Source organism: Amycolatopsis sp. NPDC005961, assembly GCF_040629235.1.
In the GTDB taxonomy this organism is placed as follows: Bacteria; Actinomycetota; Actinomycetes; order Mycobacteriales; family Pseudonocardiaceae; genus Amycolatopsis; species Amycolatopsis camponoti.
The window spans coordinates 1-22,477 of the sequence record NZ_JBEXVF010000079.1; the positions used below are offsets into that span (position 1 = coordinate 1).

Annotated in this window: 17 protein-coding genes; 7 read left to right on the forward strand and 10 right to left on the reverse strand. The window is 71.1% G+C overall.

Features of this window, described 5'->3' with window-relative positions; genetic code table 11:
• Positions 1-126 precede the first annotated feature (126 nt).
• Positions 127-378, forward strand: coding sequence for a hypothetical protein (locus tag ABZ342_RS41610; protein ID WP_360485471.1), 252 nt, complete (start codon positions 127-129; stop codon positions 376-378).
• Between the two features lie 200 nt (positions 379-578).
• Positions 579-1,040, forward strand: coding sequence for a hypothetical protein (locus tag ABZ342_RS41615; RefSeq protein WP_360485474.1), 462 nt, complete (start codon positions 579-581; stop codon positions 1,038-1,040).
• Here ABZ342_RS41615 and ABZ342_RS41620 read toward each other — a convergent pair.
• A complete protein-coding gene (locus ABZ342_RS41620; RefSeq protein ID WP_360485477.1) occupies positions 1,025-1,822 on the reverse strand; it encodes an enoyl-CoA hydratase-related protein in 798 nt (265 codons plus the stop codon). The genes ABZ342_RS41615 and ABZ342_RS41620 overlap by 16 nt on opposite strands.
• A 144-nt stretch (positions 1,823-1,966) precedes the next feature.
• Between ABZ342_RS41620 and ABZ342_RS41625 the strand changes: the two genes are divergently transcribed.
• Positions 1,967-4,996, forward strand: coding sequence for a glycoside hydrolase family 2 TIM barrel-domain containing protein (locus tag ABZ342_RS41625; RefSeq protein ID WP_360485480.1), 3,030 nt, complete (start codon positions 1,967-1,969; stop codon positions 4,994-4,996).
• A 3-nt stretch (positions 4,997-4,999) separates the two neighbouring features.
• Here the strand turns inward: ABZ342_RS41625 and ABZ342_RS41630 are convergent, their stop codons facing one another.
• The gene (locus tag ABZ342_RS41630) at positions 5,000-5,809 is read right to left on the reverse strand and encodes a hypothetical protein (RefSeq protein ID WP_360485483.1); all 810 of its coding nucleotides are present in this window, start codon (positions 5,807-5,809) and stop codon (positions 5,000-5,002) included.
• Positions 5,810-6,097: 288 nt separating this feature from the next.
• Here ABZ342_RS41630 and ABZ342_RS41635 point away from each other — a divergent pair, with 288 nt between their 5' ends.
• The 4 genes from ABZ342_RS41635 to ABZ342_RS41650 are packed head-to-tail and all read left to right on the forward strand — an operon-like array spanning position 6,098 to position 11,583.
• Positions 6,098-7,750, forward strand: a complete 1,653-nt coding sequence (locus ABZ342_RS41635; protein ID WP_360485486.1) for an AMP-binding protein — start codon at positions 6,098-6,100, stop codon at positions 7,748-7,750.
• The gene (locus ABZ342_RS41640; protein ID WP_360485489.1) at positions 7,750-8,718 is read left to right on the forward strand and encodes a phosphotriesterase-related protein; all 969 of its coding nucleotides are present in this window, start codon (positions 7,750-7,752) and stop codon (positions 8,716-8,718) included. Before ABZ342_RS41635 ends, ABZ342_RS41640 begins: the two co-directional genes overlap by 1 nt.
• Positions 8,719-8,761: 43 nt before the next feature.
• Positions 8,762-9,385: a TetR/AcrR family transcriptional regulator gene (locus ABZ342_RS41645; protein WP_155542934.1), complete on the forward strand. Its 624-nt coding sequence runs from the start codon at positions 8,762-8,764 to the stop codon at positions 9,383-9,385.
• Complete coding sequence (locus ABZ342_RS41650) at positions 9,382-11,583, forward strand: hypothetical protein (protein ID WP_360485492.1); 2,202 nt, start codon at positions 9,382-9,384, stop codon at positions 11,581-11,583. Before ABZ342_RS41645 ends, ABZ342_RS41650 begins: the two co-directional genes overlap by 4 nt.
• On the opposite strand, the gene ABZ342_RS41655 is transcribed toward ABZ342_RS41650, so the two are convergent.
• From ABZ342_RS41655 to ABZ342_RS41690, 8 genes are all read right to left on the reverse strand, one after another.
• Positions 11,580-12,467, reverse strand: coding sequence for an alpha/beta hydrolase (locus ABZ342_RS41655; protein ID WP_360485495.1), 888 nt, complete (start codon positions 12,465-12,467; stop codon positions 11,580-11,582). The two genes, ABZ342_RS41650 and ABZ342_RS41655, sit on opposite strands and share 4 nt — an antisense overlap.
• 622 nt (positions 12,468-13,089) lie before the next feature.
• On the reverse strand, positions 13,090-14,184 hold the full coding sequence (locus tag ABZ342_RS41660; protein WP_360485498.1) for an acyl-CoA dehydrogenase family protein: 1,095 nt from the start codon (positions 14,182-14,184) through the stop codon (positions 13,090-13,092).
• Complete coding sequence (locus tag ABZ342_RS41665; protein ID WP_155542938.1) at positions 14,181-15,365, reverse strand: acyl-CoA dehydrogenase family protein; 1,185 nt, start codon at positions 15,363-15,365, stop codon at positions 14,181-14,183. Before ABZ342_RS41665 ends, ABZ342_RS41660 begins: the two co-directional genes overlap by 4 nt.
• Complete coding sequence (locus tag ABZ342_RS41670) at positions 15,362-16,585, reverse strand: acyl-CoA dehydrogenase family protein (protein ID WP_360485502.1); 1,224 nt, start codon at positions 16,583-16,585, stop codon at positions 15,362-15,364. The genes ABZ342_RS41665 and ABZ342_RS41670 overlap by 4 nt, the downstream gene beginning before the upstream one ends.
• Positions 16,586-17,602 (reverse strand): phosphotransferase family protein, encoded by a 1,017-nt coding sequence (locus ABZ342_RS41675; RefSeq protein ID WP_360485505.1) that lies wholly within the window; start codon positions 17,600-17,602, stop codon positions 16,586-16,588. It abuts the gene before it with no gap.
• A 110-nt stretch (positions 17,603-17,712) separates the two neighbouring features.
• Positions 17,713-18,165, reverse strand: a complete 453-nt coding sequence (locus tag ABZ342_RS41680) for a MaoC family dehydratase (protein ID WP_155542941.1) — start codon at positions 18,163-18,165, stop codon at positions 17,713-17,715.
• A gap of 5 nt (positions 18,166-18,170) precedes the next feature.
• A complete protein-coding gene (gene fabG, locus ABZ342_RS41685; protein WP_155542942.1) occupies positions 18,171-18,932 on the reverse strand; it encodes a 3-oxoacyl-ACP reductase FabG in 762 nt (253 codons plus the stop codon).
• Positions 18,933-19,341: 409 nt separating this feature from the next.
• A complete protein-coding gene (locus ABZ342_RS41690) occupies positions 19,342-22,419 on the reverse strand; it encodes a LamG-like jellyroll fold domain-containing protein (protein ID WP_360485509.1) in 3,078 nt (1,025 codons plus the stop codon).
• Positions 22,420-22,477: the final 58 nt, after the last annotated feature.

Here is a 22,477-nt window from a genome sequence, read left to right on the forward strand (position 1 = left end):
TCGGGCAGACTGGTCGGCGTGAGTCCCCCTCCGGATCTCCGCCCCTACCTGCGCACTTTGGACGCGGAAACGCTGGCGGACCTGTTACACGCCCAGTTTCTCACTCACGACCCTTAAGCTGGCGCCATGAGCGACTCGACCCCCGCGGAGCTGGCCGGCACCCTGCAGAGCCAGGCCAGGAGCGCCGCCACAACGGCCCTGCGCGAAGGGCTGGAGGACATCGAAACCCGGCACGGCCAGCACGTCGCCGACGAGGTGGCCACCCTGATCGACGTCGACGGGGTGTTCGACGGCCTCACCGAGCACGCGGCCCCGGCGCGCCGGGGCGAGCGTGACGACGACGGGGCCTGGGAGTTCAAGCCGCTGACCGGGTACTGACGGCGTCACGTCCGCCAGTCGTAGCTGAGTTCCAGAAGGGCTTCTTGTCGCCGCCGTCGCTGGTCCGTCCCAAGCCGCTGTCGAGGGCTTCAAAGGCGTCGCGCGCGCCATCGTCGGTGGGTGGGCCGGTAACTTCCGGCGCTTGATCGCCGACATCACGACGGCACCCGCTGGAGGTGCGACACGGTCGGAGGTCATCGGTGGCGCTGCTCAAGAAGAAGACGCCCGAAGAGCTGGCGGCGGACAAGGCCGCGAAAGAGCGGCGGCGCCTCGAGCTGGAGGAACGCAAAAGCGTGCAGCAGGCCGCGAAGGAGCGAGAGACCTTCGAGCGATCGCCGGTCGGCCGCGCTCGAGCGGGCTTCGACCGGGGTGACCACGTATTCCAGTACTCCCTCGGCGTGATGAACCAAAAGGGCATCATCACCGCGATCATCGACCGCGCCATGGGGCAGTCGGAGAGCGATCCGGTCGTGGTGCTCAACTCCGTCTGCCGGGAGGGCTGGGAGCTGGTGAACGGTTCGTTCGTCTTCGTCGAACAGGGGCAGCAGGCTCGCGACACCTCGATGGCGTCCGGTCAGAACGTCGCCGTCGAGGGCGAAGTCGTCGGCTATTACCTCTTCAAACGCTCCGAAGCCAACCGGCGAACTCACCCCGCCGGGTAGGGCGGAAACTCCGGTGCGCGACGCTCGTTCCAGCTGGCCAGCCCCTCGGCCAGCTCAGGACGCCCGAAAGACTCGATCATCAACCCCGTGGCCTCACGCGCCGCCTCCTCCAGTGACAGCGAAGCCTCCCGGGTGAACTGCCCCTTCATCACCGCCATCGATCGAGGCGCGCTGTACGTCGCCAGCTCGGTCGCGTACGCGTGGGTCCGCAACGGCAGCTCCTCCGCCGGGACCACCTCCTGGACCAGCCCGTAGTCGAAAGCCTGCTCCGCGGTGAACGTCCGCCCCGAAAGCAGCAGGTCGCGGGCCCGGCCCTCGCCCACCAGGGACGGCAGCAGCTTCGCGATCCCGTACTCCGCGATCAGCCCGCGGCGGGAGAACGCCGTCGTGAACTTCGCGCCCGCCGCGGCGAAGCGGACGTCCGCCGAGCACGCGATCACGAACCCCAGTCCCGCGCAGCCGCCGTTGATCGCCGCCACCACCGGGATTCCCACCGTCGACGCCGCCAGGACGTCGCGGAAGTTCTCGTGGCCGCCTCCGGAGGCCGGGGGAGCGGCCGCGATGCCGTCGAGCAGCCCCAGGTCGGCGCCCGGGCAGAACGCCTTGCCCGCGCCCGTGACGACGACCACCCGCACCGACGGGTCCGCGTCCGCCTCGCGCAGCAGTCCGCCGTAGCGAGCCTGCATCGGGACGTCCATCGCGTTGCTGCGGTCCGGTTTGTCGAACGTCAGCGTGGCGACCGGGCCGTCCGCCGCGTACCGCACACCATCCACAATGGACACAGTTGCCTCCCGGAGCGAGTCGGAGACCATACTAAGCGGTCGCTTGGGTTATCGCCAGTTCGAAATTATCGAACCCTTTGGCTCGGGGGAAACCCTTGTGCGATAGTGCTTTCCGCCCGCGTCGCCGCCGGAAGGGACTGTTCGATGTCGCACACCCCGAGCAGACGCCAGGTCCTGGGCGGTTTCGGCGCCGCCGTCGTCACCTCCGCGCTCGCGCCGGCCGCGAAGGCCGCCGAGCCGGGTCTCGGCCGGGCCACCGACCTGACCGACGGCTGGCGCTTCGTCCTCGCGAACCCCGACGGCGTCACCGCCCCGGACGGCCCGTTCGCCGACCCCGCCTTCGACGACTCGGGCTGGCAACTCGTCGACGTCCCCCACGACTGGAGCATCGAGCTCCCGCCCGTCGAAAGCGGTACCTACAGCAGCTCCGGCTTCTTCCGCGGCGGCCTCGGCTGGTACCGCAAGGCGTTCACCCTGCCGCCCTCGCTCGCCGGCAAGCGGGTCTCGGTCGAGTTCGACGGCGTCTACTCGGACGCGCACGTCCACCTGAACGGCGAGCTGCTCGGCAACCACCCGTACGCCTACACCGGCTTCGCCTTCGACCTCACCGGCCGCCTGCACACCGACGGCCGGACCCCGAACGTCCTCGCCGTGCGGGCGGTGAACCCGCTGCCCAGCAGCCGCTGGTACTCCGGCAGCGGCATCTACCGCAAGGTCCGGCTGGTCGTCACCGAGCCGGTGCACGTCGCCCGGCACGGCACCTTCGTCACCACCCCCGACATCGCCGCCGGCCGCGGCACCGTCCGGGTGGCCACGGACGTCGTGAACGACTCCGGCGGGGCACTCGCGGCCGAGGTGCGCACCGCCGTGACCGACCCCGCGGGCCGCGTGGTGGCGAAGGGCTCCGCGACCGTGCCGCTGCCCGCGGGAAGGACCGTCACGGCGGTCACCACGCAGACCGTCGCGGGTCCGAAGCTGTGGTCGGTCGAGGAGCCCCGGCTCTACCGCGTGCGCACCGACGTCGTCGTGGCCGGGCGCGTGCTCGACACGACGACCACCGCCTTCGGCTTCCGCCACGCCGAGTTCCACCCGGACCACGGGTTCTCGCTCAACGGCGTGCCGATGAAGCTGCGCGGGGTCAACCTGCACGCGAGCCAGGGCGCGCTCGGCGCCGTGATCGACGCCGCCGCGCTGGAGCGGCAGCTGCGACTGATGCTCGCGATGGGCGTCAACGCCCTGCGGACCGCGCACAACCCGCCCGCCCCGGAACTGGTCGCGGCCTGCGACCGGCTCGGGATCCTGATGATGGTCGAGGCGTTCGACTGCTGGCGGACCGGGAAGGTCGAGTTCGACTACCACCGCGACTTCGACGCGTGGAGCGCGCGCGACATCGCCGAAATGGTGCACGCGGCCAAGAACTCGCCGTCGGTCGTGCTGTGGTCGATCGGCAACGAGGTGCCGGACGCGTCCATGGCCGGCGGCCCGGCCATCGCGGCGGACCTCATCGAGACGGTCCGCGGGATCGACCCGACCCGGCCCGTCATCATGGGCTCGGACCGCTACCGGAGCGTGCCCGCGCCCGGTTCGCCCCAGGACCTGATCCTGCGGCAGCTCGACGGGCTCGGCGTCAACTACAACACCGCGCAGTCGATCGACGGGCTGCACGCGGCCTACCCGGACAAGTTCTTCTTCGAGTCCGAGTCGTCGTCGGAGACCTCGACGCGCGGGGCGTACCAGGACCCGGACCTGCTCAACACGGGGGAGAACCACACACCGGGCAAGCGCGCGACCTCGTCGTACGACAACAACCTGGCCTCGTGGACGTTCAGCGGCGAGTACTCGCTGAAGAAGGACCGCGACCGGAAGTTCTGCCAGGGTCAGTTCCTCTGGGCCGGCCAGGACTACCTGGGCGAGCCGACGCCCTACGACGTCTTCCCGGTCAAGACGTCGTTCTTCGGCGCGGTCGACAGCGCGGGCCTGCCCAAGGACGCTTTCCACCTCTTCCGCAGCCAGTGGACGACCGCGCCGATGGTCCACCTGACCCCGATGGACTGGACGACCCACCGGCCCGGCGAGCCCGTCGCGGTGTGGGTCTACTCCACTGTGGACACCGTCGAGCTGGTTCTCAACGGACGATCGCTCGGCGTCAAGAAGTTCGACCGGAAGACCACTGTGGACGGACGCTCGTACCTCGAGACGACCGAGCCCGTCGGCGACGACAAGAACGATCCCTCCGGCAGCTACACCAGCCCGAACGGCGGCGTCGGCAAGCTGCACCTGACGTGGACCGTGCCGTTCGAACCCGGAACGCTCACCGCGATCGCCCGCTCCGGCGGGCGCGAGGTGGCTCGCGACCGGCTCGTCACGGCCGGGCCGCCGCGCGCGGTCACGCTGACCGCCGAGCCGCGCGGCGACGGCGCGATGGCGTTCGTGAGGGCGTCGGTCGTGGACTCCCGGGGTGTCGTCGTCCCCGGCGCGGAACCGGTGCTGCGGTTCGCCGTCCGCGGGCCGGGTCGGGTCGCCGGTGTGGACAACGGCAGGCAGGAACTCGCGCAGAGCTACCAGCAGCCGACGATCCCGGCGTTCCACGGCCAGGCCGTCGCCGTCATCGCCGCGACCGGCGGCCGGGGCGCGATCACCGTGACGGCGAGCGCACCGGGCCTGGCACCGGGGACGACCACACTGCCGGGGACGAACTTTGGACAACGCAACGGTCCCGGCGCGCGAGCCGTGGAGCAGCCGGAGGTTCCGGTCGTCCTGGCCGCCGACGCGAGCTATTCGGGCGCCCCCGACACGGTGCCCGCCGCGATGCTGGACGGCGACCCGGCCACCGGCTGGTCGAACCACTACGTCAAGCAGGCGACGGCGGCGCTGAAAGCGGTGAGCCGGCCGCGACCGGAGGACTGGGTGTCGCTCGTCTGGCCGCGGCCGCAGCGCTTCGGCACGCTCACGGCGAACTTCGTCGTGGACGCGACGCTGGTGCTGCCGGAGACCGCCGAAGTCGCGTACCGGACGGCTCGCGGCTTCGAACCGGTGCGCGGCTTGAAGATCGCGTGGGGGACCGGGCCGAACGACCCGACGACGTTCTCGTTCGAGCCGGTCACCACCACGGAGGTCCGGATCACCCTGAAGACCCGGGGTTTCCTGCGGATCAGCGCGCTGGTCGCCCGCTGACCGTCACAAGCCGCAGGGAGCGAGGGCGTCGAGGCCCTGCGGCTTGTCGGCGGTGCGGCCGATCGCCGTGGCGATGCGGTTGATCGTCGCGACGCGCTTGTCCTCGAGCGGGCCGAGGATGGCGTTCTGGACGAAGTTCGCGCCACCCTCGCCGGCGCTGGTGACGAGCCGGTTGTTCGCTTCGGTGATCTGCGTGTTCAGCAGGTCGAGGTTGCGCTGGACCTCGGCCTGGGCCGACGCCGGGATCGCGGGGAGCTGCGAGGCGACGTCGGGGCAGGAGATCTGCCCGGCGGTGCCACCCGTGTTCCCGGTGTTTCCCGTGCCTTGCGCCGGCGCGGTCGAGGCGGTAACCGTGCCCGCGCCGGTGTTCGCCTGCCCGCCGAGCGAGCACGCGGCGAGCCCGCCGAGGTTCTGCGGCTTCTCGCTTTGGCGGCCGATGGCGATGGCGATCCGGTCGATCGTGGACGCGCGTTTGTCCTCGAGCGGGCCGAGGATGGCGTTCTGCACGAAGTTCGGGCCGCCTTGGCCGGCGGTGCTGACAAGGCGGTTGTTGGCTTCGGAGATCTGCGTGTTCAGCAGGGTGAGGTTCCGTTGCACTTCGGCCTGGGCCTGAGCGGGAATCGCGGGGAGTCGCGAGGCGACGTCGGGGCAGGTGATCTGTCCGCTCGAAGCGGCGCCGGCCGCGTTGGCGGCGCCCGGGTCGCCGACGGTCGTCGCGATCACCAGCGCTCCGGCCGCGATCCCGAGGCCGAGGGCCGCCGTCGCGATCTTCGTCCGGCGCGAGAGACGGTGTCGTCCACCGGTAGCAGGCATGAATCACTCCAAGTTAGCGTGAACATAGAGGGTCCACACGGGCAGCGCGCGGTTGTTCCGAATGGTGCGGCCGAGCCGGCCGCGGATGTCATCGTGGCGGCTTCACCAGGGATTTGTCCAGAGTGAAGCGAGAAAAGGAGAGAAGCTGAACCAATTCGAACCGGCGTCCGTATTCAGTGGTGAAACGCGGCTTCTGCATTTCCACGGCGGAGCCGGGTCTTGACGCGGACCGCCACGGCCTCCTAGCGTCGGCATACCGACCGGTCGGTGTCCAAAGGAGGTCACTGGATGAGCTGGTACGACGCGAAGCCCTGGCTCGCGAGCTACGACGAACGGGTGCGGGACGCGGAACCGGCGAAGCCGACGACGCTGCCCGAGTCGTTCCGCCGGGCGGTGGACCACGTCCCCGACCGGGCCGCGATCGCCTACTTCGACGCGCGGCTGACCTACCGCGAGGTCGACGAGCTCTCCGACGGCGTCGCCCGGTACCTCACGGAGCACGGCTTCGCCCGCGGCGACCGGCTCGCCCTGGTGCTGCAGAACATCCCGCAGTTCGTCATCGCCCTGCTCGGCGCGTGGAAGGCCGGCGGGATCGTGGTGCCGGTCAACCCGATGTACCGCGAGCGCGAGCTGACCCACGTCTTCACCGACGCCGGCGTCAAGGCGGTCGTCTGCTCGCAGCGCGGCTGGAACGCCTACATCGGCAAGACCGCCGGCGACAACGGCGTCGGCATCGCCCTCACCACCAGCGAGCTGGAGTTCCAGACGCGCGACGACGAACGCGTGCTGGGCAAGGTCACCCGCGAAGAGACCCCGGGCGCCACCGAGCTCCTCGAAGCCGCCGCCACCCCGGGCCCGAAGCCGCCCGAACCCGCGTTCGCCCTCGACGACACCGCGCTGATCAGCTACACCTCCGGTACGAGCGGCACGCCCAAGGGCGCCACCAACACCCACGGCAACATCGGCATCAACGCCGCCGGCCTGGGCTCGTTCAGCGGTCTCCCCGAGGGCTCGACGCTCTTCGGGCTCGCGCCGCTGTTCCACATCACCGGCATGGTCTGCGAAGTCGGCTCGGCGATCGACATCGGCGGCACGCTCGCCCTCGCCTACCGCTTCGACGCGGGCGTGGTGCTCGACGCCTTCCTCGAGCACCGGCCGTCGTACACGGTCGGGCCGTCCACGGCCTACATGGCGCTGATGGCCCACCCGTCCTTCAGCAGCGACCACTTCGCGTCGTTCGCGCTCCTCTACTCCGGCGGCGCCGCGCTGCCGCCCGCCGTCGTCGAGGCCTTTCGCGCGAAGACCGGCCACTACATCCACAACGGCTACGGCCTCACCGAGACGACGGCCGGCTGCGTCGTCGTCCCCGGCACCCTCGAAGCGCCGATCGACCCGGAGTCCGGCACGATCTCGATCGGCCTGCCGGTGCCGGACACGATCGTCCGGATCCTCGGCGAGAACGGCGAAGAGCTGCCGTTCGGGCAGCCGGGCGAGATCGCCGTGGAGGGCCCGATGGTCGTCTCCGGCTACTGGAACCGCCCGGACGCGACGGCCGAGGCGCTGCCCGGCGGCCGGCTGCTCACCGGCGACATCGGGTTCATGGACGAGCGCGGCTGGGTCTACGTCGTCGACCGCAAGAAGGACATGATCAACGCGTCCGGCTTCAAGGTCTGGCCGCGCGAGGTCGAAGACGTCCTCTACACGCACCCGGCCGTCCGCGAGGCCGCCGTCGTCGGGATCGCCGACGAGTACCGCGGCGAGACGGTCAAGGCGTACGTCAGTCCCGCGCCCGGCGTGACCGCCGACCCGGCGGAGCTGGTGGCCTGGTGCAAGGAACGGCTCGCCGCCTACAAGTACCCGCGCACCATCGAAGTCCTCGACGAGCTGCCGAAGACCACCAGCGGCAAGATCCTGCGCCGCGAACTGCGAGCGAGGGGCTGATGGTCGAAACCGTTCGCGGCCCGATCGCGCCGGAAGCGCTGGGCAAGGTCCTGATGCACGAACACCTCTTCGTGCTGAGCCCCGAATTCGCCGTCAACTACCCCGAGCACGAAGGGTTCAAGGAGGACGAGCACGTCCCCGAAGCGATCCGGCGGCTCAAAGAGCTGAAGGACGCCGGGATCGACACCATCGTCGACCCGACGGTGATCGGCCTCGGCCGCTACATCCCGCGCGTGCAGCGGGTCGCCGCCGAGGTCGAGGTCAACATCGTCGTCGCGACCGGGCTATACACGTACAACGACGTGCCGCACTACCTGCACTTCCGCGGGCCCGGCACGATGCTGCAGGGCGAGGACCCGCTCGTCGGGATGTTCGTCGGGGACATCCGCGAGGGCATCTCGGGCACCGGCGTCAAGGCGGGGCTGCTCAAGTGCGCCACCGACGAACCGGGAGTGACCCCGGGCGTCGAGCGCGTGCTGCGCGCGGTGGCGAAGGCCCACGTCGAGACCGGCGCGCCGATCATGACGCACACGCACGCCGGCACGAAGCGCGGGCTGGAGCAGCAGGCGATCTTCGAAGACGAGGGCGTCGACCTGAGCCGCGTGCTGGTCGGGCACTCCGGCGACTCGACCGACCTGGGCTACCTGACCGAGCTGGCCGACCGCGGGTCGCTGCTCGGCATGGACCGCTTCGGGCTCGACCTGCTGCTGCCGTTCGAGGAGCGGGTGAACACCGTCGCGGCGCTGTGCGAACGCGGCTACGCGGGCAGCATGGTGCTCTCGCACGACGCGTCCTGCTACATCGACTGGCTGCCCGAGGACCAGCTGCCCGTGTTGACGCCGAACTGGCACTACCTGCACATCACGCGGGACGTGCTGCCCGCGCTGCGGGAGCGCGGGGTGTCCGAAACGGACATCACGACCATGCTCGTGGACAATCCGCGGCGGTTCCTGTCCTGGCGGGACTGAGCCGTTATCCTGATGCGTCCTGATTCGAGAGGGGGTACTTGCCGTGACCCGAGCAAGCACCCGTAAGCCGGGTGAGGCGGGCGGTGACGACCAGGCCGCCGTGCCGCGCCGGCTGCTGGAGCACGCCACGAAGCTGTTCGCCAAGAAGGGCTTCGACCGCACGTCCGTGCAGGAGATCGTCGAAGCCGCGGGCGTCACCAAGGGCGCGATGTACCACTACTTCGGCTCGAAGGACGACCTCCTCTACGAGATCTACGCCCGCGTCCTGCGCGAGCAGACCCGCCAGCTGGAGAGCGTCGCCTCGTCGAGCGCGCCGCTGCGCGAACGCCTCGCCGCGGCCGCGTCCGACGTCGTCGTGTCCAGCATCGACAACCTCGACGACAACACGATCTTCCTGCAGTCGATGCACCAGCTGTCGCCGGACAAGCAGAAGGCGGTGCGCGCCGAGCGCCGCAAGTACCACGAGCGCTTCCGCGGCCTGGTCGAGGAAGGGCAGGAATCGGGCGAGTTCCGCACGGACAAGCCGGCCGACGTCGTCGTCGACTTCTTCTTCGGCTCGGTCCACCACCTCGGGTCGTGGTACCGCCGCGGCGGGACGTTGTCGGCGCGCCAGGTCGGCGACCACTACGCGGACCTGCTGCTGGACGCCCTGCGGCCACCCGGGTGACGCTGCCCGTCCTCGACAAGCTGACCGGAGCGGAGCGAGAGCTGGTCGACGCGGCCCGTCGCGGCGACGCTTACGTGACCGACGCCCCGGTGCGGGCCGTGGTGCTGCGCGAGCTGCTGCTCGGCCTCCGCGGCCCGGTGGACCCTCGCGGGGTACGGCTCGGGGGCGCCCGGATCGCCGGGACGCTGAACCTCGACCACGTCGAAGCGGGCACCGGCCTCGCGCTCGTCGAGTGCGTGCTCGTGAACGCGATCAGCGCGCGACACGCCCGGCTCCCGTGGCTCGACCTGGCCGGCAGCCGGATCGCCGGGCTCGACGGCACCGCCGTCCGGATCGGCCACGACCTCGACCTGACCGGAGTCCGCGCGACCGGCTCCGGGGACTTCGGCGTGATCTGCCTGCGGGACGCCCGGATCGACGGCCTCGCCGTCTTCGCCCGCGCGGAGATCCACAGCGGCGACGGCCCCGCGCTGTACCTCGACGACCTCGAATGCCGGGCCGTCAAAGGCCTCGGCCTGCGGGCGACCGGTGCCGGCGACAGCGGCGCGATCCGCCTGCTCGGGGCGCACGTGTCCCGGGAGGTCTTCCTGGGCGAAGCGGTGCTCGCCAACGAATCCGGGCCCGCGGTGCACGCCGACAGCGCGGTGGTCGACGGCGACCTGAACCTGGCCGGCGCCACGGTGACCGGCGCGATCCGCCTGCTCGGGGCCCGGGTCGGCGGCCAGTTCGACCTCGGCGACGCCACGCTCGTGAACGACAGTGGCCCGGCCGTCGGCGCCGACCGCCTCCGGGCCGGCGGCCTGTACGCGACCGGGGTCGCTGTGACCGGGGCGTTCTCGCTGCTCGGCGCCCGCATCGAGGGGCAGGTCAACCTCGGCGGCGCGGTGCTCGCCAACTCCGGCGGCCGCGCGCTGAGCGCCGACAACGCCCGGATCGAAGGCAGCGTCCACGCCATCGGGCTGCGGGCGAGCGGGACGCTCAGCCTGATGGGCACCCAGGTGAGCGGTGAGCTCTACCTGACGGACGCCGAACTCGCCGACGCCACCGGAGTGGCGTTGGGCGGCGACCGGCTCCGGGTGGACGGCGGCCTGCGCCTGACCAGGCTGACGGCGACCGGCACGGTCGACCTCGACGGTGCGCGCGTCGGTGGCCACGCGAACTTCGCAGGCGCCCGGGTCACCTCGGCTGCCGGCCCCGCGCTGGACGCCGACGACCTGCACGTCGACGGTCCCCTGGACCTCAACGACGTGCGGCTGACCGGGGTGGGCCCCCGGGGTGCACTCGCCCTGAACCGCGCCGAGGTCGCCGGCCGGCTCGCTCTCGACAGCGCCGTGCTCGCGAACGAGACCGGGCCCGCGCTGGTCGCCGAAGGGTGCCGAGTCCGGGAAAACGTGTGGTTGACCGAGCTACGGGCGACCGGGACCGGCGAACCCGCCACGGTCAGCCTGCTGGGCGCCCGGATCGCGGGGCAGCTGAGCTTCACCGGCGCGGAGATCGTTTCCACCGATACCCTCTTGAGCCTCGAAGACGCCGTGGTCGACGGGCCGGTCTTGCTGCCCGCCTCGCTGCTCTCCGGCGGCTTGGCGGACCTCGACGGCTTCCGGTTCGGTTCGCTCGGTGACGTCACCTGGCGCGAGTGGCTGGACGTGATCCGCTCGCACACCGCCACCTACCGGCCGGGGCCGTACCAGCGGCTGGCCGCGTCGGAACGAGCCGCCGGGCACGACGGCAACGCGCGCCAGATCCTCATCGCCCAGCAACGGGACCTGCAGCGGCGATCCCCCGAAGCGATCGGCGGCTGGCCGGCCCGGCGGTTCCACTGGCTGTGGGGCGCGCTGGCCGGGTACGGCTACCGGGCCCGCCGGACGGCGGCCGCGTTGCTGCTCGCCGTGGTCGCCGCCGGGGGACTGGGGCTCTGGGCCGGGCACGTCGGCGACGGGCGGCACCACGCCGCCGAGCGGACCGCGGACCTGACGGCCGCCGCCGGGACGCCGTGCACGACCGTGGAGCTGATCGGCGTCGGCCTGGATCGCGGGCTGCCGCTGTCGCCGGGGGTGCGCGGGCGGTGCGACCTCAACACCGGGATCAGCGCGGGACAGGTCTTCACAGTGGCGATCTGGCTGGTGCAGGCCGCGATCTGGGCACTGGCCACGCTCGCGCTGGTCGGCTACACGGGGCTGGTCCGCAAGACCGGCTAGTGCTCCCGGAGGTGGTCCAGGAGGTGAGCGCTCACCTCGTCGGGTGCCTCCATCGCCATCCACTGGCTCGCGCCCTCGACGATCTGGAAGCGGTACTCCGCGTCGATGTGGTGGACCGTCAGCTCCGCGGCGCTCTGGCCGAGGTACGGGTCCTCGCTGCCCCACAGGTAGAGGGTGGGGACGGTGATGCGGCCGGCCGGGACGTCGAATACGTCGTTCGTCGCGCCGCGGTACCAATTCAGCGTCGCGGTCAGCGCGCCCGGTTCGGAAAGGCGGGCGACGGCGCTCTCGACGAATTCGGCCGGAATCCGCCGGTTGTAGACAGCGCGTAATTGCGCGGCTTCGTCGCGTAAGAGGAATTTCTCGGCTTTGCCGACGCCGCGGCGGAAGAAGCGGATGTAGCCGAGGTCGTGGAACTGCCCGTCGTCGGTGGCGGCCGCGCGCTGCAGCGCCGACGGGTGCGGGGTGGAGAGCACGGTCAGCGACCGCAGCCGGCTGGGATGAGCGGTGGCGAGCGCCCAGGCGACCATGCCGCCCCAGTCGCGCGCGACCAGGTGGAACCGGTCTGCGCCCTGGCTGTCGGCGAAGGCGAGGGCGTCGCCGACCAGGTGCTCGATCGAGTAGTGCTCGACACCGTCCGGACGCGCTTGCCGGGCGTACCCGCGCTGGTCGACGGCGATGGCGCGGTAGCCGGCCTCGCCGAGGGCGTGCAGCTGCTCGGTCCAGGCGTCGGCGAATTCGGGCCAGCCGTGCAGCAGCAGGACCAGTTCGCCCGTTTCGGGCCCGGCCGCGAGGGCGCTGTGCCGATGACCGCCGACAACGACGGTCAATTCCTCCAAGGCGGCGGCCATACCGGCATCCGTCGGCGCGACGGCGAATTCCATGGCGCCCAGGCTAGATCGCGACGGGTGGGGAGAACCATGGGAAGAAGGGCATTTTTGCCTCCCTTTTGCGCTGGGGGTGTCCTGGCTCACAGAATTTTCGCTCAGATGAGCGAAAATGCGAGAAAAACTGAATAGTATTCACGAAATCGGGGGTCGATGCGCCCGGCGCGGGAGGTTGGTGGGTGGGGCGCCTCGGGTTCGCGGCCGGGCGGGTTTCACCTGGTCGGCGAGGTGGCCTGTCCCGGCCGGGGCAGGCTCGCCGCTGCCTGGCGCCGCGCGTGATCGGCGCGGCGCGGCTGGTCGGATGTCCGCTGGTCCGTGGATCGCGGCGAGGCGGCCGAAACCAAGCCGAAGTGGTGGGTCGCCGATGTGGGTGGGGTGCTCGCGACCGAGGTTGCTCTGCGGGGTCGGCGAGGCGGCCGGGGCCGATCCGGTCCGGTTGACGGCGGCGCGCCCGGCGGGCGGAGGGGACTCCCGCGTTGGCCGAAGCACACCGCTTGCTGCCCGGCTGACACCGCCGCAGCCGGGCACCCACGCCACACCATGGTGTTCGGTGCGTCAGGCGCCCCAACGCCCCGATGTGGCGTTCGGCTGCGTCAGCGCCCCGAACGCCACATGGGGGTCAAGCGGGCAGGTTCACCAGCTCCGCCAGCCGGGCCCGGTGCTTCCCCGGAGTCCCCAACGCCAGCTCGTCCGCCTTCGCGCGCTTCAGGTACAGGTGGGCCGGGTGCTCCCACGTCATCCCGATGCCGCCGTGCAGCTGGATCGCCTCCTCCGTCGCGTGGACCGCGATCGGCGAGACCCGCGCCTGCGCGACCGACACCGCGATCGGCACGTCGGTGCCCGTCGCCAGCGAGTCCGCCGCGTAGCGTGCCGCCGCCCGGGCCAGCACCAGGTCCGTGTACAGGTTCGCCAGGCGGTGCTTCAGCGACTGGAACCCGCCCACCGGACGGCCGAACTGGTACCGGCCTTTCAGGTACGAAACCGTCTCCGTCAGCGCCCATTCGGCGACGCCGGTCTGCTCCGAAGCCAGGATTCCCGCGCCGAACAGCAGCGCTTCCTCCAGCGCCGAAGCCGCGTCCGGTCCCGAGGCCACCAGGACCGCCGGCGCGTTGTCGAGCACCACGTCGGCCACCCGGCGCGTCAGGTCGAACGACACCAGCTCGGTCACCGTCGCCGCCGAGGCCTCGACCACGTACAGGCCCGGCCCGTCCGGGCCCGCGGCCGGGACGACCAGCAGGTCCGCCACCGACGCGTCGGCGACCGTGCCCACCCGGCCGGACAGCTTGCCGTCGGCCGAAACGGTCACCGACGACGGGAAGCCCGCGCCCGGCGCCGTCGACAACGGCACGGCCAGCGCGCCGATCGCCGATCCCGCCGCCAGCCGGCGGACGAAGCCGCCCGCGCCCGCGCGGACCAGCGCCGTCGTCGCCAGCACGACGCTGCCCAGGAACGGCACCGGGGCGACGCTGCGGCCCAGCTCCTCGGCCACCACGGCGACCTCGCGGGCCGACGCGCCGTGCCCGCCCAGCTCCTCGGGCACCGCCAGCCCGGCCACGCCGACCTCGTCGGCCAGCGTGCGCCACAGCTTCAGGTCGTAACCCTCGGCCGTTTCGACGCGCGCCAGCAGCGCCTCGGGAGTGGCCTTCGCCTTGAGCAGGTCCCGGACGGAGGCCCGCAGATCTTCCTCGACGTCGGAATACAGCAGGTCGGTCATCGGGGGAGGTCCTTCCAGGCGACGTCCTTGTCGACGCGCGGCTCCGAGGGCAGCCCCAGCACGCGCTCGGCGATGATGTTGCGCAGGACCTCCGAGGTGCCGCCCTCGATGGAGTTCCCCTTCGCGCGCAGGTAGCGGTAGCCGGCTTCGCGGCCGGTGAAGTCGACGATCGCCGGGCGCCGGAACGTCCAGTCGTCGTACGCCAGGCCCTCTTCGCCGAGCAGTTCGACCTCCAGGCCGGTGAGCGCCTGGTTCAGCTCCGAGAACGCGACCTTCATGGCCGAGCCCTCCGGCCCGGGCGCGCCCGCGGTCAGCTGCTGGCGCAGCCGGGTGCCGGCCAGCCGCAGCGTCTCGGCCTCGACCCAGCGCTGCACGAGCCGGTCACGCAGCTCCGGCGTGCGCAGCTCGGGCCGCTCGCGCCAGGTCTTCGTGACGATGCCGATGAGCCCGCCTTCGCGCGGCTGCACGTGCCCGCCGATCGCGACGCGCTCGTTCATCAACGTGGTCTGCGCGACCTTCCAGCCCTCGCCGACCGCGCCGAGGCGCTGGGTGTCCGGGATCCGGACCTCGGTCAGGAACACCTCGTTGAACTCGGCCTCGCCGGTGATCTGGCGCAGCGGCCGGACCTCGACGCCCGGGGCGGTCATGTCGCACAGGAAGTACGTCATGCCCTGGTGCTTCGGCACGTCCGGGTCGGTGCGGGTGACCAGGATCGCCCACTGCGACTCGTGCGCGCCCGACGTCCACACCTTCTGGCCGGTGACGATCCAGTCGTCGCCGTCGCGCACCGCCCGCGTGCCCAGCGCCGCGAGGTCGGAGCCGGCGCCCGGCTCGGAGAACAGCTGGCACCACACCTCTTCGCCGGTCCACAGTGGACGCAGGAAGCGCTCGTGCTGCTCCGGCGTGCCGAACGCGAGGATCGTCGGTGCGGCCATGCCGAGGCCGATGCCGATCCGGCGCGGGTTGTTGTCCGGCGCGCCCGCTTCGGTGAAGACAGCGTCCACAACGGACTGCAGCGCGCGCGGCGCGTTCTGCCCGCCGAGGCCGGCGGGGAAGTGGATCCAGGCGAGGCCGGCGTCGAACCGGGCCCGCAGGAAGTCCATGCGGTCGGTCGACGCGGGGTCGTGCGAGGCGAGGAACTCGGTCGCCTGGCGGGTCAGGTCTTCGGCGGTGACAGTCACTTCGCGCCCTCCGAGAGGTACTTCTTCAGCTCACGCCGGGCCAGCGACCGCTTGTGGACCTCGTCCGGCCCGTCGGCCAGGCGCAGCGTGCGGTTCCCGGCCCACATCGCGGCCAGCGGGAAGTCCTGGCTGACGCCGCCCGCGCCGTGCACCTGGACGGCCTTGTCGAGGATCCACTCGACGGTGATCGGGGTCGAGATCTTGATCGCCTGGATCTCGGTGTGCGCGCCCTGGTTGCCGACGGTGTCCATCAGCCACGCGGTCTTGAGCACGAGCAGCCGCTGCTGCTCGATCTTCACGCGCGACTCGGCGATCCAGTCCTGCACGACGCCCTGCTGCGCGATCGGCTTGCCGAACGCCTCGCGCGAGATCGCCCGGCGGCACATCAGCTCCAGCGCGCGCTCGGCCATGCCGATGGCGCGCATGCAGTGGTGGATGCGGCCCGGGCCGAGCCGGGCCTGGGCGATCGCGAAGCCGTCGCCCTCACCGGCGATCAGGTTCTCCACCGGCACGCGGACGTCCTCGAACAGCACTTCGGCGTGGCCGCCGTGGTCGCTGTCGTCGTAGCCGAAGACGTGCATGCCGCGCTTGACCGTCACGCCCGGCGCGTCGCGGGGAACCAGGATCATGCTCTGCTGCTTGTGCGGCGCGGCTTCCGGGTCGGTCTTGCCCATGACGATGAAGATCTTGCACGCGGGGTTCATCGCGCCGGAGATGTACCACTTCCGGCCGTTGATCACGTATTCGTCGCCGTCGCGGCGGATGCTGGTTTCGATGTTGCGGGCGTCGGAGGAGGCGACGTCCGGCTCGGTCATCGCGAACGCGGAGCGGATCTCGCCGTTGAGCAACGGTTCCAGCCACTGCTTCTGCTGCTGCTCGTTGCCGAACATCGAGAGCACTTCCATGTTCCCGGTGTCCGGGGCCGCGCAGTTGACCGCGGTCGGGGCGAGCCGGATGCTGCGGCCGGTGATCTCCGCGAGCGGCGCGTACTGCAGGTTCGTCAGGCCTGCGCCGTGCTCGCCGGGGAGGAAGAAGTTCCACAGGCCGCGCTTGCGGGCCTCGGCCTTGAGCTCGTCCATGACCGGCGGGATGGCCCACGGGTCGTCGCGTTCGGCGAGCTGCCGCTCGAACACCGGCTCGGCGGGGTAGATGTGCGAGTCCATGAACTCGAGGAGCTTCCCGCGCAGCTCCTCGGTCTTCTCGTCGAACGCGAAGTCCATTTACTTCTCCTCTTTGAGAATCTCGTTGCCGTGCGTGATGAGCAGCGGGACGCCGGCCCCGACGCCCTCGAAGCCCGCTCCGACCGTCTGACCCTTGCTGTGGCGGTAGTGGATGCCTTCCAGGATCACGGCGAGCTTGAAGAACGCGAAGCTGACGTACCAGTCGAGCTGCGCGACGTCGCGTCCCGAGCGTTCGGCGTAGCGGGCGACGACCTGGTCGGTGGTCGGGTAGCCCGGCGCCGAGCTGGCGTTGGAGACGAACTGCAGCGACACCTTGTCGCGCTCGGCGTAGGCCACCAGCAGCGCGAGGTCGGTCAGCGGATCGCCCAGCGTCGACATCTCCCAGTCGAGCACCGCCGAGATGGTGTCGTTCTTGTCGACCAGGACGTTGTCGAGCCGGTAGTCGCCGTGGATGATCGACGGCTTGCCGGACACCGGGACGGCCGCGGCGAGCCGGTCGTGCAGCTCGTCGATGCCGTCCAGGTCGCGGCTGCGCGAGGCGTCGAGCTGCTTCTTCCAGCGTCGCAGCTGCCGTTCCAGGAAGCCCTCGGGCCGGCCGAAGTCCCCGAGCCCGACGGCGGCCGGGTCGACGGCGTGCAGGTCGACGAGCGTGTCGACCAGCGCGTCGGCGATGGCCCGGGTGCGGGCCTCGCCGAGCTGCGCGAGCTCCTCGGCACTGCGGTAGGGCGTGCCCTCGACGAAGCTCATGACGTAGAACCGCGCGCCGACGACGTCGGCGTCCTCGCAGAGCAGGATCGCTTCGGGCACCGGCACGGCGGTGTCGCGCAGGCCGGAGATCACCCGGAACTCGCGGGTCATGTCGTGCGCGGTGGGCAGCACGTGCCCGAGCGGCGGGCGGCGCACCACCCAGCGCGACCGGCCGTCGCTCACCACGTAGGTGAGGTTCGACCGGCCGCCCTCGACGACGTCCGCGGTCAGCTCCCCGGCGACCAGGCCGGGCCGGTGCGCGTCCAGGTGGGCACGCAGGCGGTCCAGGTCGAGTCCTGGCGGGTTCATCCAGCCTCCTCAAGCATGGTGCAAGGGAGCATACCGACTAGTCGGTATGACGTACAGAGTGCACCGGGAAGCGTCACTTTCGTGGGGAAAGTGACGCTTCCCGGATGGCATCACGCCAGGAAACGCGTCACCCACTCGGCGACGCAAGCGGGCTTCGCCTCGCCGTCGATCTCGACGGTCCACTTCGACACCGCCTGCTTGCCGCCGGGGATGTCGGTGACCTCCACCAGCTCGGCCCCGGCGCGCACCTTCGAGCCGACCTTCACCGGCTGCGGGAAGCGGACCTTGTTGAGGCCGTAGTTGATGCCCATCTTGATGCCGTTGACCTTGTAGATCTTCGGGCCGAACGCCGAGAGCAGCGACAGCGTCAGGAAGCCGTGGGCGATGGTGCCGCCGAACGGGCCCGCGGTCGCCATCGGCTCGTCGACGTGGATCCACTGGTGGTCGTCGGTGGCGTCGGCGAACAGGTTCACCCGGTCCTGGGTGACCTTCAGCCACTCGCTGTACCCGAGGTGCTCGCCGACCGCGGCGGCGAAGGCGTCCAGGTTCTCGAATTCGCGCATCGGCCTCAGTCCTTCGGTCCGCCGGCGGCGTAGATGACCTGGCCGGAGATGAACCCGGCACCTTCGCTGACCAGGAACGAGGCCAGGTTCGCGATGTCGTCGGGCGTGCCGACGCGCTGCACCGGGATCTGCGTCGCGGCCGCGGCCTTGAAGTCCTCGAAGCCCATGCCGAGGCGCTCGGCCGTCGCGGCGGTCATGTCGGTGGCGATGAACCCCGGCGCGATCGCGTTGGCGGTGACGTTGAACTTGCCCAGCTCGATGGCGAGGGTCTTGGTGAAGCCCTGCATGCCGGCCTTGGCGGCGGAGTAGTTGACCTGGCCGCGGTTGCCCAGCGCCGAAGTGCTGGAGAGGTTGACGATCCGGCCGTACTTCTCCTGGGTCATGTACTTCTGCACCGCGCGGGTCATCAGGAACGAGCCCTTGAGGTGCACGCCGAGCACGGAGTCCCAGTCCTGCTCGGTCATCTTGAAGATCAGGTTGTCGCGGGTGATGCCGGCGTTGTTGATCAGCACGACGGGCGGGCCGAGCTCATCGGCGACGCGGGTGACGGCGGCCTCGACCTGTTCGGCGTCACTGACGTCCAGGGCGACCCCGACGGCCTTGCCGCCCTTGGCGACGATCGCCTCGGCACCCTGCTTGACGCCGGCCTCGTCCAAGTCCAGCAGCGCGACGGCGAAGCCGTCATCGGCCAGCCGCGCGGCAACGGCGGCACCGATGCCGCGGCCGGCACCGGTGACCACGGCGACACGGGAAGGGGAATCGGTCACGGAGGACCTCCTCGTCGTTGAGAAGCGGGCTCGTTTCGAGCGAACTAAGCGGTTGGTCACCGAGCCTACGGCTTCGGCCCGGTTTTCCGGTGCCAACGTACGCAGGATTCCGCTCGGCCGCCCGGCCCGCGCGGGTTTGCCGAGGAAGCCCGGGGTGCGGCCCGGCGCCGGTGGCCAAGGTCACACGGCGCGCTCAGTCTTCCGGCGCGGCGGCCGAGGCTGCCCTGCGCGTGCTCCTGGGTGACGTCGTCGGCCGGGAGGCAGGAGAAGGTCGCACCCGCCCATGCGCGCCGGGCGGTACCGCACCGCGTCCTGAACCAGGGGGTCGAGGTCCTCCTTCGTCAGGGCGTCCGCCCGGCCTCGATGGTGCCCCGCACCTCTGCGAAAGGCTGGTCCGGTGCTTCCCCGATCACCTCGTCCCGGTGCCTCCCGAGGTGATGTCGGCCGCGGTCAGCGCCCGGTTCCACACCACGACGTCGTCGACCCCGCCGGGCCAGAAGTCGCTGTGCCGGCCGCCTGATACCGCGCGGCCGATCGCTAGTGGGCCGGGTGCCGCGTCGCCGGTGAGCTGGGTCCACGTCTTGGCCTGCGCCACGCCGTCGACGTACAGCACGTAGGTGCCGGCGTCGGCGTCGTGCACGCCGGTCAGGTGGTACCAGCGCCCGGCTTGCGGCGCCGCGTCCGACAGGGCTCGGCCCGAGCTGGTCGAGAACGCCAGGCGGTCGTCGGCGGCCGAATACTGGAGGTAGAACCCGCTGCTCGGGTCGCCGTCCTGGCTGACCGCGGTCGCCCACGAACCCGTGTGGTCCAGCCGGACCCACGCGCTGACCGAGTAGTTGCCGGTGGTGTCCAGGACGGGCCCGCTCGTCTGCGCGTACTGGCTCGCCCCGTCGAGCTGCAGCGCCGTGCCGGTCACGCCGGGAACCCAGGCGGGGGAGCCGGTCAGGGTGGCGTCGTGGGACCCGGCGGTGTCGTGGGCGATCGCGCCGGCGCCCTCGTCGAGTCGCCAGGCGCCGACCGGGTCGTGCTGGCCGGCGGGGTGGGCGACCTGGACGTTCTGCCGCTGGTGCGTGGTTTTCGTGCCGCCGGCGGGGCCGCGGTAGGACGCTGTCGCGGTCAGCGTCGCGGCGCTGCCCGGCTCGGCGCCCGCCGGGGCGGTCAGGGTGTAGCGCCACGTCCGGGCCTGGCCGGGCGGGATCGCGGCGGCGGGCGCGCCGGCGGGGGTGGCCGACCAGCCGTCCGGCAGGGCGAGGCTCACCCTCGGGGCGACGAGCGGGCTTCGGCTCGTGTTGGTCACCGTGACGTCGAGCGGTGTGCTGCGGTCGACCGTCACGACTCCGTTGGCGTTGGCCGGCCCGACGCCGATCCGGGCGTCCGGGCTCGACGGCGTCCACGACTGGAACTCGGTGACGCCGACGAAGGCGCCCGGCGGGTTGGTGAACACGAGCCGGACCTTGCTGGTGGTCAGCGTGGGGAACGTGCTGCGGTTGACGCCGTTGCCGACCGGGCTCGCCGGCGCGCGGACCTGGCCGGGCACCTCCTGCCAGGCCGAGCCGGTCCAGTACTCGAGGCGGTAGGCGGCGGCCGGCTTGACCCCGCCGCCGTCGTCGTAGCCGTGCCAGCGGATGTCGGAAACCGGGGTGGGCGCGCCGAAGTCGACGCCGTAGAAGTCGCTGGCGTTCGGTGAGGCGTAGTTGGTCCAGCGGGTGTTTTCCGGCACCTCGTTGTACCAGACCTTGCCGTCGAGGGCGTTCCACGCGTTGTCGTAGGTCCAGGTGTAGGAGGTGATCGGCCGGGGGTAGCCCGTGCGCAGCGGGTTGGCGGCGTCGTTGACGAGGTCGTCGGACGGGGGGAGAAGGGGACGGCCGACGTCGATGGTGGTGTCGCGCAAGGTCGCGGAGTGCCGGACGAGCTTTCCGTCGAGGTAGAGGTTCATCCCGGCGCCCTGCCCGTAGTGCTTGCCGTCGCGGTCCCACAGCACGGTGACGTTGTGCCCGTGGTAGGGCACGTTCTCGGCGGCGAAATGGTCCCATGTGGACGGTGTGAGCGGCCGGATCGCCAAGGTGTCGCCGGTTTGCGGGCGGAGGCCGATCAGTCCGGAAAGGACGAGGTCGGTGTAGGTGGAGTGGTTGTAGTCTTCGCTGTGGCCGGCGCCGTCGTAGATCCACGCGTCGCGGTCCGGGTCGTGGGCCTCGGCGACGTACGGTTTGCCGTTCTTGGTCTGGGTCTTCGCGTACGTGGCCAGCGCCTTCGCGTAGTCGTCCCGGGAGATCGTGGCCTGCGCGGGGTAGTCGTCGAGCAGGTTCGCCATGCCGGTGAGGGTCTGCGAGGTGGCGAAGGGCCAGCTCGGTCCGTCCCAGCGGCAGCAGCCGCCGGCGTCCTTCATGAAGAACGGGCTGCGGCGCTCGGCGGTGGTCGGGCCGTAGGCGCTCGCGAACCCGCCTGGGTCGAGCAGCTGGGACCACGCCGTGCTGTCGGCCGGTCGGGCGGCGCCGAACATCCAGGGGAGGTAGCCGATCTGCTCGCGGCTGCCGGACAGCTGGTGGCTCGGGTTGCCGTCGCGGGCCATGGCGTAGTAGAAGCCGCGTTTCGGGTCCCACAGCCATTTCTGCAGGGCGGTCTTGAGCTGGGCGGCGCGCTGGGCGTACTCGGCGGCGAGCCGGTGGTCGCCGGTGGAGTCCGCGATCCTGCTGATCGCGACGGCGTCGCCGTACTGGTAGGAGTTGAGCGTCGGCCGGTACCCCGCACCGCCGTGGTACGGGTTGGGTGACTCGTAGGACGAGGCGGAGAACTCCATGGCGTCCCACACCGGGACCGACCAGTAGAGGCCCAGGTCGGGGTTGTACTGCTTGTCCCAGCCGCGGTACTGGCGCACGAGGGCCGGGAGCAGTTCGCGCAGCGGCGTGAAATCGCCGGTCACCTGGGCTTGGCCGTAGGCGGAGGTGGCGAGCCAGACGCTGTACTCGTGCGCCCAGTCGGTGGTGTCGGCGTTGACGTCCTCGGTGGCGGGCTTGGCGCCCGCGCCGGGGCCGGTGAGCCAGAACTTGAGGTAGTCCTGGCTGTAGCCGGGATCGCGCAGCCAGCGTCCTTCGGTCAGCTGGTGCCCGGCGGCGGCGTTGATCGCCTGGTAGGGCGCGGCGTAGCCGCAGCAGTCGAGGAACTCCGTCGAGATCCAGCCGTCGGCGGGATTGGTGTAGCGCAGGTGCTCCTTGAAGACGCGCCAGCGGTAGTAGTAGACGCTCTGCATCGTGGCGTCGGGCAGGTCCACGAACGGGATGTTCGTTTCGTACCAGGCAGGATCGGCGTAGCCGGCGAGGGCGGCGGCGTGGTCGAGGAAATGCGTCGCCGCCACCGGTGCCGGGCGGTCCCCGGGTGCCGCGCCCGCGACGCCGGAGAGCGCGACCTGGGCAGCGAGGCAAGCGATGGCCAGCCAGCCGATCGCGCCGGGTCCGCGCCGGTTACGTCTCCACGACAGCTGCCTGCGCATCGAGCCTCCCGAGAGCTTTACAACGTTGTAAAACACAGACTCGACCACTATCGCTCAA